The 16,362-nt window shown below is 55.9% G+C and carries 17 protein-coding genes and 1 pseudogene; 9 read left to right on the plus strand and 9 right to left on the minus strand.

The features are described 5' to 3' along the window. Positions 1–3: 3 nt before the first annotated feature. From AAHF05_RS02640 to AAHF05_RS02660, 5 genes are all read right to left on the minus strand, one after another. Positions 4–486 (minus strand): hypothetical protein, encoded by a 483-nt coding sequence (locus AAHF05_RS02640; protein WP_129324093.1) that lies wholly within the window; start codon positions 484–486, stop codon positions 4–6. A 251-nt stretch (positions 487–737) separates the two neighbouring features. After that, positions 738–1,739: a tryptophan--tRNA ligase gene (trpS, locus tag AAHF05_RS02645; protein ID WP_129324092.1), complete on the minus strand. Its 1,002-nt coding sequence runs from the start codon at positions 1,737–1,739 to the stop codon at positions 738–740. Between the two features lie 224 nt (positions 1,740–1,963). Continuing rightward, on the minus strand, positions 1,964–2,812 hold the full coding sequence (locus AAHF05_RS02650) for a hypothetical protein (protein WP_129324091.1): 849 nt from the start codon (positions 2,810–2,812) through the stop codon (positions 1,964–1,966). 36 nt (positions 2,813–2,848) lie between these two features. Then, complete coding sequence (locus AAHF05_RS02655; RefSeq protein ID WP_049004986.1) at positions 2,849–3,757, minus strand: GH25 family lysozyme; 909 nt, start codon at positions 3,755–3,757, stop codon at positions 2,849–2,851. Positions 3,758–3,780: 23 nt separating this feature from the next. After that, on the minus strand, positions 3,781–4,608 hold the full coding sequence (locus AAHF05_RS02660; protein ID WP_129324090.1) for a hypothetical protein: 828 nt from the start codon (positions 4,606–4,608) through the stop codon (positions 3,781–3,783). A gap of 275 nt (positions 4,609–4,883) precedes the next feature. Between AAHF05_RS02660 and AAHF05_RS02665 the strand changes: the two genes are divergently transcribed. Both AAHF05_RS02665 and AAHF05_RS02670 read left to right on the plus strand, forming a co-directional pair. Beyond that, positions 4,884–5,486, plus strand: coding sequence for an ATP-dependent Clp protease proteolytic subunit (locus tag AAHF05_RS02665; RefSeq protein ID WP_128348620.1), 603 nt, complete (start codon positions 4,884–4,886; stop codon positions 5,484–5,486). A 135-nt stretch (positions 5,487–5,621) separates the two neighbouring features. After that, positions 5,622–6,743 carry a cupin domain-containing protein gene (locus tag AAHF05_RS02670; protein WP_129324089.1) on the plus strand — a complete coding sequence of 374 codons (1,122 nt, stop codon included), beginning with the start codon at positions 5,622–5,624 and terminating at the stop codon, positions 6,741–6,743. Between the two features lie 96 nt (positions 6,744–6,839). Here AAHF05_RS02670 and AAHF05_RS02675 read toward each other — a convergent pair whose 3' ends face one another. Continuing rightward, complete coding sequence (locus AAHF05_RS02675) at positions 6,840–8,255, minus strand: PLP-dependent aminotransferase family protein (RefSeq protein ID WP_129324088.1); 1,416 nt, start codon at positions 8,253–8,255, stop codon at positions 6,840–6,842. Between the two features lie 176 nt (positions 8,256–8,431). Between AAHF05_RS02675 and AAHF05_RS02680 the strand changes: the two genes are divergently transcribed. Continuing rightward, positions 8,432–8,593, plus strand: a complete 162-nt coding sequence (locus AAHF05_RS02680; RefSeq protein WP_032666760.1) for a DUF1127 domain-containing protein — start codon at positions 8,432–8,434, stop codon at positions 8,591–8,593. Between the two features lie 86 nt (positions 8,594–8,679). Here the strand turns inward: AAHF05_RS02680 and AAHF05_RS02685 are convergent, their stop codons facing one another. Next, a complete protein-coding gene (locus AAHF05_RS02685; protein ID WP_129324087.1) occupies positions 8,680–10,068 on the minus strand; it encodes a PLP-dependent aminotransferase family protein in 1,389 nt (462 codons plus the stop codon). A 101-nt stretch (positions 10,069–10,169) separates the two neighbouring features. On the opposite strand from AAHF05_RS02685, the gene AAHF05_RS02690 reads away from it, so the two are divergent. Next, a complete protein-coding gene (locus AAHF05_RS02690) occupies positions 10,170–10,649 on the plus strand; it encodes a carboxymuconolactone decarboxylase family protein (protein WP_129324086.1) in 480 nt (159 codons plus the stop codon). Here AAHF05_RS02690 and AAHF05_RS02695 read toward each other — a convergent pair. Next, positions 10,636–11,538: a LysR family transcriptional regulator gene (locus AAHF05_RS02695; RefSeq protein WP_129324085.1), complete on the minus strand. Its 903-nt coding sequence runs from the start codon at positions 11,536–11,538 to the stop codon at positions 10,636–10,638. The two genes, AAHF05_RS02690 and AAHF05_RS02695, sit on opposite strands and share 14 nt — an antisense overlap. Before the next feature lie 100 nt (positions 11,539–11,638). On the opposite strand from AAHF05_RS02695, the gene AAHF05_RS02700 reads away from it, so the two are divergent. The 4 genes from AAHF05_RS02700 (at position 11,639) to AAHF05_RS02715 (ending at position 14,511) form a co-directional block, all read left to right on the plus strand. Next, entirely contained in the window at positions 11,639–13,054 is a 1,416-nt protein-coding gene (locus AAHF05_RS02700; RefSeq protein ID WP_129324084.1) for an aldehyde dehydrogenase family protein, read from the plus strand. 75 nt (positions 13,055–13,129) lie between these two features. Then, positions 13,130–13,453, plus strand: coding sequence for an antibiotic biosynthesis monooxygenase (locus AAHF05_RS02705; protein WP_129324083.1), 324 nt, complete (start codon positions 13,130–13,132; stop codon positions 13,451–13,453). Then, positions 13,446–13,844 carry an amino acid-binding protein gene (locus AAHF05_RS02710; protein WP_108089506.1) on the plus strand — a complete coding sequence of 133 codons (399 nt, stop codon included), beginning with the start codon at positions 13,446–13,448 and terminating at the stop codon, positions 13,842–13,844. The genes AAHF05_RS02705 and AAHF05_RS02710 overlap by 8 nt, the downstream gene beginning before the upstream one ends. Continuing rightward, positions 13,816–14,511, plus strand: coding sequence for a helix-turn-helix transcriptional regulator (locus AAHF05_RS02715; protein WP_129324082.1), 696 nt, complete (start codon positions 13,816–13,818; stop codon positions 14,509–14,511). Before AAHF05_RS02710 ends, AAHF05_RS02715 begins: the two co-directional genes overlap by 29 nt. An 84-nt stretch (positions 14,512–14,595) precedes the next feature. On the opposite strand, the pseudogene AAHF05_RS02720 reads toward AAHF05_RS02715, so the two are convergent. Then, positions 14,596–14,868 (minus strand): annotated as a pseudogene (locus tag AAHF05_RS02720) (IS481 family transposase); the annotation flags it as partial. A gap of 309 nt (positions 14,869–15,177) precedes the next feature. Here AAHF05_RS02720 and AAHF05_RS02725 point away from each other — a divergent pair. Beyond that, positions 15,178–16,362, plus strand: a complete 1,185-nt coding sequence (locus tag AAHF05_RS02725; protein ID WP_129324081.1) for a hypothetical protein — start codon at positions 15,178–15,180, stop codon at positions 16,360–16,362.

Genomic DNA, 16,362 nt, shown 5'->3' on the forward strand with positions numbered 1-16,362 from the left:
GGCCTATTCTCCGGGCCAGGTTAAGAAATCCTCTTGAGGTGGAATCCCTTCGCGGGTGACCAGATAAGTACTGCCGAGCGGTGTGCTGATAATCTCGTCATCGTTATCAAGCAGGCTACCTACCAGGGCAACGCCGTGTCCTTTCCACGTAAACGCGGTTCCTGATGAGGTCATAATCGTGGCGAGCGTTCCATCCGGATAGGCCACACAGTCTCCTTCGACAATCGGGCTGGTGTAACTCCCATCGTCCATGAGCATTGTGGCTTCACGATCGACGGGAAGTACCATGCCGCCCATTCGGGTCTGGCTGCCAGCAGTGGCAATCCGCCAGATGGCGGTGACGGGATGTTGTCGATGAAAGGCTTCCTGTTCAGCAATAATGGCGCGCGCGTCCTCAGGCATGGCGGCCAGTTGTTCATCGGAAAAAGGCGAACGATCTATTTCCGCTTTCAACTCAGCGGTAAATTCATTGGTATAAAGCTGCATGACAATTCCTTGTAGGGGCAGAAGAGTAAATGCAGCAATGCTAGGTTTTAGCCTGTAAGGCGAATATACATAAAGTGGTTAATAAGTCGGGCTAAAATCCGAAATAAATATCCAGATTGATATTGGTTATCTTTTAAAGAAGGGATAGTAATGGTTCCTGTTAATTATAAATGTAATATTCGCTGAATTGCCGATAAATAATATTATGCAGCGCATGTAATATTTGAATACATACGCTGCATGACGTTTTTTCAAAACACCGGCACCCCCAACCCTACCTTCACCTCCCTCAGCGTCGCCTGCGTCACCCCCTGCGCCCGTTCGGTCCCGCGCTTTAGCATCGCCATCAACTCGCCCCTGTCACGCATATACATCGCCCTCCGCTCCCGCATCGGCGCAATCAGCTCCTGCAAACACCCCTCCAGCTCGTTCTTGCAAACCCGGTCACCCAGCCCGCCTGCCTGATAGTGCGCCTTCATTGCCGCCACTTTGTCCTTGTCCGGATGAAACGCGTCGAGATAAGTAAACACCACGTTCCCCTCAATCTGCCCCGGGTCGCTTACCTTCAGGTGGTTCGGGTCGGTGTACATGGCGCTCACCGCACGGTGAATCGTCTCTTCGCTGGCCGAAAGGTGCAGCGTGTTGCCCAGCGATTTCGACATCTTGGCGCTGCCGTCGATGCCGGGCAGGCGGCTGGTATCGCTCAGCATCGCCTTGCAGTGGCGCAGCACCGGGGCGGGCAGCAGGCTGTTCATCTTGTGCACAATCTCGTTGGTCTGCTCAATCATCGGCAACTGGTCGTCGCCGACGGGCACGCACTCGGCCTTGAACGCGGTGATGTCCGCCGCCTGGCTGATGGGGTAGGCCATAAACCCGACCGGCAGCGAGCGGGCAAAGCCCTTCTGCGCAATCTCGTTTTTCACCGTCGGGTTACGCTCCACGCGGGCGACGGTGACGATGTTCATATACAGCATCGTCAGCTCGGCGAGGGCGGGCAAGGCGGACTGCAGGCAGATCGTGGTCAGGTTCGGGTCAATGCCGGCGGCGAGGTAGTCGGCCAGCACTTCGGGGATGTTGTCGCGGATCTTCTGCGGGTTGCTGCCGTTGTCGGTCAGCCCCTGCAGGTCGGCAATCAGCACAAACTGGCTGTGCGTCTGCTGGAGCGCCACGCGCTGGCGCAGCGATCCGACGAAGTGGCCGAGGTGCAGCGGGCCGGTTGGGCGATCGCCGGTGAGGATGGTGGGTGCGTTCATAAAGACTCCTTAACGTTGTAATGCCGAAAGGGGTCTTAGATGTGAGAAAGCCGCCTTTCGGCGGCTATCTGAAAATGGGGAAAACTACTCCGTGCCGCCTTTAAGAAGGCAGCCACCAGCGGTTTACGGTGAGCACGGCGTGGTTTATGTTCATCTCTTTACCGTACCACGTCCGGCGCGAAAAACAAAAGGGCACGTCATGCTGCAATCTCTCAATGTCTTTCTCATTGAACTTCCAGAGTTTTCAGCTCGTTAGTGATGGCTATATTGCGCGCTTTGAGCGAGTCGCACATTTGCCTGTCAGTCTCTCGTTTACCGGAGCAATAGATATTCATTTGGGCATTATTCAGCAACATACGGTTGTTCAGGGTGTTGATTTTCGTGTCTGTTGAGTTTTGCACGCCATCTGCCAGCGCCAGGCGTAAACCTTCCATAAACGAGCAACTGTTGTGGTAATCCATAAAGTCGTTGATAGCACGGGACAAAGGGTACGTTGTCAGGTCATCGTCTTTTAAATGCTGCGCGATAGCCCGTGCTTTGGTGTCACGCGTTTGCTGAATTTTGCTGTCCACCGCCGGAACAAGAATCTGCTTGTAAACGACTTCGTTAACCAACGAACGCTCCGAGTTAGAGAACATCGCCAGTGCCGAGAAAATAGACTTGGTGATGGTTGGTGTGACAACAGTGGCAATACCTGCGAACAGGCTGGTGAGTGTTCCGGTGGCGATGTTAAATGAAGCATCCCGCCCATAAATACTTCGGCGGTGGGCCAGACAAACTTGCTCAGAACCGGTCATGAGCGTGTAGATGGCATCATTACGCTGGGCCCGGCAATGGGCTGGATCATTAACAGCAGTACCCGCATTAGCGCATTGAGTGGTGATTATCGGGCCTCTACCTGTTTTGATCTCATCCTTCGTTGGATGAATCAACATCTGCATGATGGTGTCGGCTGGGACAGTAATTGATGTATCAATATTGGGGTTGGAATAACCCCGATAAAAATAACTGTCCGGTACGCAGGCAGACAGGCTCAGGCAAGAAATGAGCGCTAATCCAATGTTCTTCATCATGATCGCCCAGGGCTTTCCTATTGCATTTACTTGCATTTACGATGCCCACTGCGCGTTGAGATCCTGCGGTGTTCCCGGGAAGTAATTACAATCCAGGTGACCAAGCGAGTTACCGGGAATACCCGGAATTGAGCGACATCCGGCAGGGCCGTGAGGGCCATCAGTGTATTGCCACAGCCAGTAGCTATCCCAGTGTACCGGCAGAGTCGGATGCGCGCTGTACTGCGCCAGCCACAAGCGATGGTCAAGATAGAAAGGGTCGCGGGTGGAACCGAGTTTTTCCCGCAGCAAATTACTGCCGTATATCACCGGGCGGCGGTGCAGCTCAGAATAAATAGCATTACAAAAATCTTTTACACCCTGAGCCGTCATTTGATTACCCGGCGTGGTTTCAAAATCCAGGGCAATCAGCGTATTTTTATCCGGGCGTGCGTAATTTAAAAAATTATCCACTTGCTGAGTGATATTGGCTGCAGTCCCCCAGTGATAGGCTCCCCATAGCAGGCCCGCATTTTGAGCGTCGATTCTGCGATTGTCATATTCGTCATCCCTGCCTGATGTCCCTGTGGTGGCTTTATGAATGACCGCTGCCAGTCCGGCATTTTTAGCCTGTTGAAAGCTAGTTACTTCATCACCGTGGTAAAGATCAACCACTAAAGGGATCTGCTGTAAGTCGATGCTGTTTTCTTGTGGTGATGCGGTAATGTTGGGAGGGGAGGCAGCAGAACAGGCACCGGCCCAGATATAAGTGTTGGCGGAAATTCGATACCAGTGGGCATTTCCTTCAACACTGTCTCCAACCACTGCTGCAAGAATGGTGACAGTTTTCCCGGGGGCCAGTTTTTGCGCAACAGGTGCCTGTAGTGAAGGCGACCCTTGGCGGATATTCACCAGCACACTGGTTGTTACACTGCCTGTTAAGGGGATTTCAGGATAGCTGCTCATAACTACCTCACTTTAGGTTTGCGTTAACCTGCGCCGGATGATGTTGTATTGCTAGTTGATGAAGGTGCTGTCGATGATGAATCGCCATGTGGTGCGGCTTTATATGCCAGATACCCCGCGTGGCTGATGCCCAACAGCCAGGACATACTTTCAGAAACAAGGGGGAAGTGGCTTAGCCAACTCCATTCTGTTTTTACCTGGGGTATCGCAGGGTTGAAGTACTGCAACAACATGACGCTATAGACGGCTAATAAAATAAAGGTAATGATGAACTGTTGTATTTTACCGATATCGGCTGAACCGGCATTGGTACTCTCTTCTCCACGAAAAAGATCCAACCAGCTGGCTAATTTGGCACTTGAAAAATAGAATATTTTTCCGGAGGAAATAATATCTTCAGCGGGTTTATTTAATGTTTGAGAAACTTGCTGTGCAGCAAATTCGGAGGATTTATTATCCTCTTTTATATTCAAAATTGCAGGGGTGGCAGCGAGTGAGGTGAGGGATATTCCCATTATAGCAAGCAAGTATTTATCCAGTACAATATCCAAAGGTGATGGAATGTTGTTTCTTATTCTGATTATTGCGGCGGTATACAGCGCTGATAACACCAGGATAGACCAACATAAGGCCTGTAATTTAGATAAGCTCAGACGGTTTCGGTAATCGATAAATATCCCGTTGAAGCGGCCATTGATGGTGTATCCAATACCCATGCAAAAAATGACTAACATGAGTAATGTCATAAGCCAGGCTATCCGCGGATAACCTGAAAACAAAAACGGAGCAAGGCCAAAAATAACCAGGCTAAATATAATAAAAAATACCACACCAAATGATGCTTTAGGCATACAACATACCTTAATCAGAAAAGGTGATGTTAATAACCTTATCGGAAGCGATTTTTTCGGCAGTAACAAGAAAGCATGAAATAATTAACGTTTTTCATGCTTAAGGCTGAAATGGTATATCCGGGACTCGGTATTTATGTACTCACAAGTTTAATCTGGTTTAAATCCGGGTCAAAACACCCCAATCATACGCGGAGTGTTGTATCGCGTGAGGACTTCAACAGGTAAAACAGGCTACACTCTGGTTTTGAGCGCGATAAGCTGAGGAAATAACAATGCACTACACACTGAAAGAAAGTGACAAGGATAAGGCCGAAGGGGCAAACGGCGCAGGCGCGCTGCAGCAAAAACTGCTGGAGTCCCGTTCGATTGTCATCTCTGGCGAGATCAACCAGGAACTGGCGCAGAAAGTTATCACCCAGATGATCCTGCTGCAAAGCGTAAGTAACGATCCGATCAAACTGTACATCAACAGCCAGGGCGGCCACGTGGAAGCGGGTGATACCATCCACGACTTCATTAAATTCATCCGTCCGGACGTGCACATCATTGGCACCGGCTGGGTCGCGAGCGCCGGGATCACCATCTTCCTGGCGGCGAAAAAAGAACACCGCTACTCGCTGCCCAATACCCGCTTCATGATCCACCAGCCGCTGGGCGGCGTACGCGGTCAGGCGACGGACATCGAAATCGAAGCGCGTGAGATCATCCGTATGCTGGATCGCGTGAACAAGCTGATTGCTGACGCCACCGGTCAGCCGCTGGAAAAAGTGAAAAAAGACACCGACCGTAACTTCTGGATGTCTCCGGCTGAAGCGCTGGATTACGGTATCGTGGGTAAACTGATTACCCATTATGACGAGCTGAAGCTCGATTAAGCGTTAAAATCGTGTATGTGTCGGGTAGTGGCTTCGCCTTACTCGACCTACGCGAGCTCGTTTGACCCATGACAAGTTCCCCCTCCACCGTCTCCCCTATAATCGCGCCTGTTTCCCCTCTCACTGGTGCTACCCATGGCGTATCAACTGAACCTGAACTGGCCGGAATTTCTCGAAAAATACTGGCAGAAAAAACCCGTTGTGCTGAAAAATGCCTTCCCGAATTTTGTTGACCCGATTACCCCGGACGAGCTGGCTGGCCTGGCGATGGAACCGGAAGTCGATAGCCGTCTGGTGAGTCATTTCAACGGTAAATGGCAGGCCAGCAATGGTCCGTTCGAGCACTTTGACGGTCTGGGTGAAACCGGCTGGTCGCTGCTGGCGCAGGCGGTGAACCACTGGCATATGCCTGCGGCGGAGCTGGTGCGTCCGTTCCGCGTATTGCCAGACTGGCGTCTGGACGACCTGATGATCTCCTTCTCTGTACCGGGTGGTGGCGTAGGCCCGCATATCGATCAGTACGATGTGTTTATCATTCAGGGGATGGGCAGCCGCCGCTGGCGCGTGGGGGACAAGCTGCCAATGCGTCAGTTCTGCCCGCATCCGGCGCTGCTGCATGTCGATCCATTCGAGCCGATCATCGACGAAGATCTGGCTCCGGGCGATATCCTCTACATTCCACCAGGATTCCCGCACGACGGCTTTACCCATGAAACCGCGCTGAACTACTCGGTCGGTTTCCGTGGGCCAAATGGCCGCGATCTGATCAGCAGTTTTGCCGATTACGCGCTGGAAAACGATCTGGGGGGAGAGCATTACAGCGATCCGGATCTGACCTGCCGCGAACACCCCGGCCGCGTGGAGCAGTATGAACTCGATCGTATTCGCCAGATGATGATCGACATGATCAGTAAACCTGACGATTTTACGAAATGGTTCGGCAGCTTTGTTTCTACGCCGCGTCACGAGCTGGATATTGCTGCTGCGGAACCGCCATACTCAGCGGAAGAGGTGATTGATGCGCTGCAGGGCGGCGAAAGGTTATCTCGCCTGAGCGGACTGCGCGTACTGAACATTAACGGCAGCTTCTTTATCAACAGTGAACTGCTGGAAACGGTGGATGTGAAGGCCGCAGATGCGCTGTGCCGCTACACCGAACTCGGTCAGGCCGAGCTGGGCGATGCGCTGAAAAACCCGGCATTTGTCGACGAGCTCACCGGGCTGATTAACCAGGGATACTGGTACTTCGACGAGTAGTGCGGTCTGTCGCCCGGTGGTGCTTCGCTTACCGGGCCTACGGGCGATAAGATGTAGGCCGGGTAAGGCGAAGCCGCCACCCGGCAAAAAACCGCACTACTCCTCCATCGCAATCACGATCGCCTCACCCATCTTCTTCAGTGCATCACGATTTTTTTCCGTTGGGGGCAGCGCCACGTTGATCCGCAGGCAGTTGCGATACTTCCCGGAGGCGGAAAACAGCGACCCGGCCGCCGCCTGGATCTTCAGCCGACACAGTTGTTTGCTGACGCACACCATATCCACTTTCTCTGGCAGCTCAACCCACAGCAGGAAACTTCCCTGCGGACGCGTCACGCAAATCCCTGCCGGAAAATACTGCCGTACCCAGCAGGTGTAGGTTTCCATATTCTGCTGATAGATCTGACGCATACGGCGCACGTGGCGATGATAATGGCCGTCGCGAATAAACGCCGCCACCGCCATCTGGGTGCCGGGCACGTTAAAGCCACCTGCGGCGTATTTCATGTGCATCACCCGGTCATAATAGCGTCCCGGGACAATCCAGCCGACGCGCAGACCTGGCGCAACGGTTTTGGTAAATGAGCTACAGAGGATCACGCGGCCGTCGATATCCATCGAATGGATGGTGCGCGGGCGCGGGTACTCCGCCGCCAGCTCGCCGTAGATATCATCTTCCACGATCACGATGTCGTGCCGCTGGGCCAGAGCCAGCACCTGCTTTTTACGCGCTTCCGGCATGATGAATCCCAGCGGGTTATTGCAGTTTGGCACCAGGATCACCGCTTTAATCGGCCACTGTTCCAGCGCCAGTTCTAACGCCTCAATGCTGATCCCGGTTTCAGGATCGGTGGGAATTTCAATCGCCTTGATGTCAAAGCCGCGCAGCATCTGCATGGTGCCGTGAAACGACGGCGACTCGACCGCCACGATATCACCCGGCTTGCAGACCGAGAGCAGGGCAATCGACAGCGCGCCGTGGCAGCCGTTGGTGATCACAATCTCATTCGCCGCTACGGTCGAGCCGCCATCCAGCATCAGGCGGGCGATCTGCTCGCGCAGCTCAAGACGGCCGTCAAGCACGTCATAGCTCAGCATCTCGCTCGGGTTATGCTGCGCAATACGGCTCATCTCGCGCCACAGAGGCTTCAGGCTCGGCTGGTTAATATCCGGTGAGCCGCCACCGAAGGAGATCATCTCTTTGTCGGCGCGGGCATCCAGCAGCATCATCACCTCATCCCATTGTGTCACGTCCACGGGCCGCTGCACCGGGCGCGTCATGGCGGGAACGGGGGGCTGGGCTTTACGTTGTGAGACAAAATAGCCGGAACGCGGCTGGGGGGTGATCAGCTGGAGATTTTCGAGGATCTGATACGCCTGCTGTATGGTGCTGATACTCACGCCGTGCTCCTGGCTCAGCGCACGTACCGACGGTAAACGTTCCCCGCTGCGATACAGCCCTTGTTCAATGCGTTCTGCCAGAAGGTTGGCCAGATGTTGGTAGCGCGTCATGCTGTATCCTTTGTTTTCACCATACAGATTGTAAAACCAGTACAGATTGCCGCAAAAAACGGCATGCAGATACTGTTTTAGCGGATCTGTATGTTAAACAAAAGCTGTTTTTGAATCTGTATTGTGCATACCGTTTTCCCTGATGATATCCCCACTGGCACAGCGAGGAGAGCATCATGGAATTCTATGAGAATCGTTCAAAACGTCCGTTTATTGCGTTTGTCTGGATCGCGAAAACGCTACGCAACTGGTACCGCATCAACCGTACCCGCCGCATTCTGAGTCAGATGAGCGACGAGCAGCTCAGGGATGTTGGGTTGTCGCGATATGATGTGTGATCCACGTCGCCGCCGGGTGGCGGCTGCGCCTTACCCGGCCTACTCGATCCCGTAGGCCCGGTAAGCGTAGCGCCACCGGGCGATTTTCAGCGCAACAGCTCAAGCGTCTGCCGTTTCGGCTTTTCCAGCAGCTCAATCGCCCCCTGATATGTCTGCACGTTGTTATACCCCATCACCAGCCCATAGCGTTTACCCGACCCGCGATACCATTCCGAAAGCGCATTCACCTGCAACTGCTGTTCCTGCCAGCAACGGGCGATTTCTCTGTCGCAACTGCCTTTCGCCAGAAAGGCCACGATATGCATCCCGCCATCGTTTTGCTCGGTGAAAAACAGATCGCCATACACCTCGCGCAGGGCGGCAATCATCCAGTCGCGGCGGGTCTGGTATAGCGCGCGCATCTTTTTCAGGTGACGGAAAAAATGGCCTTCGTTGAGAAACGCGGTGAGGATCTTTTGCGTCAGCACCGGTTGGCCGCTGGTGGTGATGTCAGCACAGTCGGTAAACGCCCCGACGGTGCTGGCGGGCATCACCACGTAACCCATGCGCAGTGACGGCATAATGGTTTTACTGAAGGTACCCATAAAGATCACCCGGTCATGCTGGTCGAGGCTTTTTAGCGAAGGCAGTACCTTGCGGGTGTAATGAAATTCGCCGTCGTAATCGTCTTCGATAATCCACGCTTCGTGCTGGCTGGCCCAGTCGAGAAGCTGCTGTTTACGCGGCAGGGAGAGCGTCACCGCCAGTGGGCTCTGGTGCGACGGGGTGACAATGACAAAACGCGCATCGCGATGGTGACGAAGTAGATAATCTGTATCGAGGCCGCAGCGATCGACCGGCACCGTGTGCAGGCGCGGGACGATCCGCTTGAGCAGCTGCTGGCCCATAAAATAGCCCGGATCTTCAAACACCACCTTGTCGCTGCGGCTGGCAAGCGTGTCGAGGATCAACCGCAGGCTACCGCTGTAGCCGCTGGTGATCAGCACCTGCTCGGCGGAGCAGGAGAGCCCGCGCGAGATGTTCAGATAGCTGGCGATGGCCTGGCGCAGCGGATACCAGCCCAGCACCGGCGGGTTGAGCATCTCCTCCTGACGCATGGCGCGCGTCGCCTGGCCTGCCAGCAGCAGCCATTTTTTATACGGGAAGCTGTCGAGCGCGGGGATGCCGGGTCGCAGAAAACCGGCCCGTTCGCGCTGGCTGATAAGCGATGCCGGAAGCGTGCCGGTGGGCTGTTCCGCAGGGGCATTTTTATCCGGTAACAGTAAATCCGGGTTGACCCGCGTGCCGCGCGCACCCTGGCTCACCAGATACCCTTCGCCCGTCAGGATGGCATAGGCCGTTTCGACGGTTTTGCGCGCCACCTTCAGCTCTTCCGCCAGCACGCGGATGGCAGGCACCTTATCGCCCGGCTTCAGCACGCCGCGGATGATGTTGTCGCGATAGCTGGAATAAATTTCGTGATAGCCCGGCTTCATGTCCTACCTCATTTCACGCTTTTTGTATCTTTTTACTATGTCATGAACGGCGTAGATTTGCCGCATCGCATGACACATGCCGCACATAAAGAGGAAAGACAATGAGCACTCGCGTTAACCACCATAAAGCCACCCCCGCCCTCGCCAACGCGCTGTCTGCCCTGAGTATGGAGGTGGCGAAAACCTCCATCGACCCGGCGCTGAAACACCTGATCGACATTCGCGTGTCGCAGCTGAACGGCTGCACCTTCTGCCTGGATATGCACTCGAAAGAGGCCAAAATTGCCGGCGAGCGCGAGCTGCGCCTGTATCATCTGGCGGCGTGGCGCGAGTCCCCGCTGTTCAGCGCCCGCGAAAAAGCCGCGCTGGCCTTCACCGAAGCGCTGACCCAGATTGGCCTGCATGGCGTGAGCGATGCGCTCTACCGCAGCGTGGCGGAGCATTTCTCGGACGTCGAGATTTCAGAGCTGAACTTCGCCATCGTGGCCATCAACGCCTGGAACCGCCTGGGGATCACGTCCCGCATGGCACCTGGCTCGCTGGACGCGGCTTACGGGCTGAATAAGGCTAACCTGGAATAATCCCGCGCTCGCGGATCATCGCCACCAGCGCCCGTAGTCCTGGCGGGACGTGGCGGTGGCCGGGGTAATACAGGCGCAGCCCGGCAAACGGCTGCGCCCAGTCGTTCAGGACGCTCACCAGTTCTCCACTCTCAAGCTCTTCCCGAATATACAGTTCCGGCAAAAATCCAACGCCTAATCCCGCTTTCACGGCGCGAATCGAAGCAAAAAGATCGGAGGTCGCAAAGCGCGGTGGCACGGCAAGCGCGTACGTTTCCCCCCGACGCGCCAGCTCCCAACGGTAGATCCCACCGTGGGCCATACGCATGCCGATCCCCTGGTGTTGCAGCAGATCGTCCGGCGTCTCGGGTATGCCGTGCTGGGCGAAATAGCCCGGCGTAGCGGTGACAAGCTGGCGGATCTCTCCGGTCAGCGGCACGGCGATCATGTCCTGAGGCACGGACTCTTCAAGGCGGATCCCCGCGTCATAGCCTTCAGCAACGATGTCGATCATCTTTGCTTCGCTTACTGTTTCCACGCGCATTTTCGGGTAGCGGATCATAAAGTCGATCAGCAACTGATCCAGGAATAGCGTGCCGATATTGTTTGGCACGTTCAGACGCAGCGTTCCGGCGGGTTCCCCGGTATCGCTGTGGATCTCCTCACTGGCGAGACGGATCTCCTGCAGGGCTGGGCCAATACGTGCCGCGTAGCGCTGTCCGGCGTCGGTGAGCGCTACGCTGCGGGTGGTGCGGTTAAAAAGGCGGATATCAAGGCGACTCTCCAGCCCGGCGATGGCATTGCTCACCGCCGTGGCGGACATCCCCAGCTCCTGCGCCGCGCCGCGAAAGCTACCGCGCCGCACGACGGCCATTACCACTTCCAGCTCTGTCAGACCTGAACGATGCATAGATTATCCTGAAAATCGAAACAACCCTTGCAGCATAGCGTGGATTATCGCAACGGAGAAGCCGTGCCAGACTGTCCTCACACAGCCTCAGGAGGGTTATATGCACACTATCGAACAAATCTTTATTAACGGCGAATTTGTTACCCCGCACGGCACCGAACGGTTTGATTTGTACAACCCGGCGACGGCGCAGGTCATAGGGCAGGTCCGCCTGGCGGATGAGGTTGACGCCGGGCGCGCCATTGCGGCGGCAAAAGCGGCGTTTCCGGCATGGTCGCAGACCACAAAGCAGGAGCGCATCGCAGCGCTGAAGCGTATGCACGCGGCTGTGGTGGCCCGTCATGACGATTTGCTGGAAGCCGTCATCAAAGAGTACGGCGCGCCGGCCTCGCGCTCGGCGTGGATGGCCAGCTATCCGGCAGATGTTATTGCTCAGGCGATAGAGGCGCTGGAGGCGTTTGAATTCGTTACCCCCGCAGGCGCAGCAACGGTGCAGATGACCCCGCTGGGTGTAGCCGGGCTGATTACGCCGTGGAACAGCGACGCGGGCTTTATCTGCGGTAAGCTGGCAGCCGCGTTGGCAGCGGGCTGTACGGCAGTTATCAAGCCGAGCGAAATGAGCGCCCTGCAAACCCAGATTGTCACCGAAGCGCTGCGTGATGCCGCGCTGCCGCCGGGTGTATTTAATATCGTCACCGGGCGCGGCGAGACGGTGGGTGACACCATCAGCCGCCATCCGGACGTGGCAAAAATTTCGTTCACCGGTTCGACAAATACCGGTAAGGCAATCCTGCGCAACGCGGCGGAAAGCTTTAAGCGCGTGACCCTGGAGTTAGGCGGTAAATCGCCGACGGTCCTGCTGGATGATGTGGATCTGGTTCAGGCGATCCCGCTTGTGATTCAGGCCGGGTTTATGAACAGCGGGCAGGCGTGTGTGGCCGGAACGCGCATTCTGGTGCCGCAGTCGCGTAAGTTGGAGATCGAAACCGCGCTGGTGCAGGCAGTGGCGGCGGTGAAATCCGGTGACCCGCGCGATAGCGAAACGGATGTCGGCCCGATGGTCAGCGAAAAGCAGTGGCAGCGGGTGCAGGGCTATATCCGCAAGGGCACAGAAGAGGGAGCACGCCTGCTGGCAGGCGGTGAAGGGCGACCGGAAGGCACGCAGGACGGCTGGTTTGTGCGCCCGACGCTGTTTGCGGACGTGAATAACCAGATGACGATTGCCCGCGACGAGATTTTTGGCCCGGTGCTGTGCGTGATCCCCTATCAGGACGAGGCGGAGGCTGTCGCCATTGCCAACGACACCGAGTATGGCCTGAGTGCGGTGGTACTGGGCGGTGATGTTGAGCGTGCGCGTCGCGTGGCGCAGCAGATTGTCTCCGGTCGCGTGCTGATAAACACGCTTGCTCATGAACCGAAAGCACCGTTCGGCGGGTTTAAGCACTCTGGCGTGGGGCGTGAGATGGGCGAGTGGGGGATTCGGGCGTTTATGGAGCCGAGGTCAATTCTGGGCTAAAACTTCGCTATTTACCGAAGCATTGTGCTTATCCATCCCGCATGCTCTCCTCAACATCACCACGGAGAGACCCTCATGATCGCAGTTATATTCGAAGCCAAAGCCGCGCCAGCCCATCAGGCGCGCTATCTTAAGCTTGCCGCAGAGCTTAAGCCTTTGCTGGCCGACATCGACGGCTTTATTGATATCGAACGTTTTCAGAGCATGACCACCGACGGCAAAATTCTGTCCCTTTCCTGGTGGCGTGACGAAGAGGCTATCCGTCACTGGAAGCAGAACGTTTTTCACCAGGCGGCGCAGGCCGAAGGACGGGCGTCAATTTTTGCGTACTACCGCATTCGGGTGGCGCAGATGGTGCGGGAGTATAGTTCCGAAACCGGAGGGCATGCCGATGTATGACCTTCACGTGATTTTCAGCGACAGGCCCGGTGAACTGGCGCGCTTTGGGCAACTGTTAGGCCGCAACGGCGTGGGGCTGGAGGGCGGTGGCGTATTTGGTACCGATGCCCATTTTCTCGTTGAGGATGGAGAAAAAGCGCAACGTGTTCTGATGGCGGCAGGATTTACCGTGCAGGCGGTGCGCAAGCCGATTATCAGGAAACTCAGGCAGGAGCGGCCTGGCGAGTTAGGCGATATCGCGGCGGCGCTGGCGGCACGCGGTGTGTCTATTCTTACTCAGTATAGCGACCACGCAAATCACCTTATTCTGCTGACGGATGATGATAAGCTGGCCGCAGAGATCACCGAACCCTGGGCGACCCATGTTAAAAACGAGCTTACCGCCAGATAACAGTGCGGTGCTGGAACAGGCCATTGCAGCGGTGGCGGCGGCAATGGCCGATCCGTCGCGCGTGAAGATGCTCTGCGCGCTAATGGACGGACGCGCGTGGACGGCTACCGAACTGAGCGCGGCGGCAGATGTCGCACCGTCGACCGCCAGCGGGCATCTCGCCCGGCTGCTTGAAGGGCAACTGATTACTTGCCTGTCGCAAGGGCGGCATCGCTATTATCGCCTTGCCGGGCACGACGTAGCGGCGCTGGTGGAGCAGATGATGGGGCTTTCGTGGAGCCGCATTACTCCACCGGAAACCACCGCGCCGAAAGCCATGCGGGAAGCCCGGACCTGCTACGATCATCTGGCGGGTACGGTGGCGGTGCAGATCTACGATTTCATGCAGGCTGAAGGCTGGCTGGAGGCAGACGGTTCAGCGCTGACCCTGTATGGCCGGGAGCAGTTCCTGACGCTCGGCATTTCGTTAAGCGCTCATCCGCGCCGGAAGGCCTGCTGCGCCTGCCTCGACTGGAGCGAACGGCGGTTTCATCTTGGCGGAGAGGCGGGCGCGGCGCTGCTTACTCATTTGGAAAGTAAAGGCTGGATCCAGCGGGTGGCGGGGTATCGGGAGGTGGTGGTGACGGCATTGGGGAAGGATGCCATTACCAAACATTTTAGCCGTTAAATTCCGTTGCCGTATGTTCCCCCCTCACCCTTGTACAGTCCGGGGACATGGTAGACAGGTGTTCGGGGACATGGTGAACACTTTTTAACATCCTTTCCCCATGGTGATCGACTGTTTCTTCAGGTCGATCACCCCCACTTTCGTGCTGTACCACCACACGTCATAGCAGCCATCCACCTGCGTCTCCTTAAGCCCGACCTGTTCTCCCCTGAACGCCTTTCCTGCACTCAGGCGGACTCCTTTGATGCTCAGCTTACCGCTGATATCCACTTTCCTGACCATCACCCCTTCGTCATATTCCGGTGCCACTGTGTTGCTGCTGTACTGCCGCGCAGACGGCTGATATCGCGAGGCCGGAAACTGTCCGGACCGCTGGTGGTAGGCAAATGACAATACAGCCAGGCAGGCCCGGCGGGATAGTGACGGAAATGTTCGAAGAAAGTGACCCGCGCCGGGTCGTGCCGGACAGAGAAAAATAACGCATCCGGTACAGCGCTGTATAAACCTCGCTGGTTACAAATGATTACCAATCACCGCCGTTATAAATATAAACCGCATTGTTGGCATGGTGGTGAGTCGTAATAATGTTCTTTGTAATTTTCCTTTATTTTTTTAATGTGTTAAGTATTGGTGCGCTGAATAAAAAGCTTACTGAGGAGCAGTATCATGAATATCTGTTTTCCAGCACGTAAAGAGAACGGGGCGCAGTATGCCAGCGTCAACGAGATAATGGACTGTATCGGACGTGAGCCGCACGGCTCATGGCTGGCAGGCACCAACACCATGTGGCACGGCGGTATCCACCTGACCCCGGTCACGGCACCCGGCGCGGTACTGACCGCAGACAATGCCGATACCGCCGTGCCTCTCCAGTGTATGGCTGACGGTGAGATAGCCGCCTGGCGGGTGAATCAGGATTACCTGAAAGGCAACTATATCGGTAAGGCACTGCAATACTCCACCAGCTTTCTGCTGGTGAAATCCGTCTGTAAACCTGACCCGCAGCAGGAAAGCACCTGGATGGAATTTTACTCCCTGTATATGGGGTTAGCCCCACTCTCTGCCTACCCGAAACGCAGGACGATGGTTGCACGCACCACGGTACTTCGTCACCCGGCGGGATGCTATGCCAGCAGCGCCCCGGCTGACGGGGTGGCAGATATTCCGCCGTCGCACGGCAGCCTGAATCAGGGCTGCCGGGTTATCGTTCTGAAAGAAATGCCGTTCCGCAACCATGGCGAGGTACAACCGTTCGGGCTGGTAAAATGCCTGACCGACGGCGGCGAGGCCACCGGGGAGGCGTTTCTGGTAACGCTGTTACCGGAGTACATGACGCAGGACGGGGAGCAGTACGCCGCCCTGCCGGGATGGATGCAGCACGCCCTCAGTGCGGGACGCTTTGACAGCGTGGTGAAACCGTCGGCTCCTGTTGCCATTGCAGCCGGGGATGCAGTGGGCTTTTTACAGGAAGAGACCGACCCGGTGGGAATGGGGAAAACAGACACCAGCCATTTCAGCCATATCGAGGTGCTGAGTGTGGATACCCGGATGCCCGACTTTCTCGGCAATCCCGGAAAAGTCACGACGGGGAAAAAATTTATCCAGGTCGGGCTGAATAAACCCGTGTATATCCGCAACGGTGACACGTTTACCCGGACAAGTGCCATGACAGAAAAGGATGGCGAAAAACTGCTGGAGCGGGATAAATGCAATCCGTACACTGCGGGCGGTCTGACGTGGTATCAGATAAGCCCGCACTCCTGGATAAGTGAGAATGATGCGGAGGAGGTGGAGCAGTTCGACCTTGCCGGGCGAGAGTTCTGTGCGCTGGTGGAGGAAGTCCGACTGTGA

The organism is Enterobacter adelaidei (assembly GCF_041937165.1).
Classification (GTDB): domain Bacteria; phylum Pseudomonadota; class Gammaproteobacteria; order Enterobacterales; family Enterobacteriaceae; genus Enterobacter; species Enterobacter adelaidei.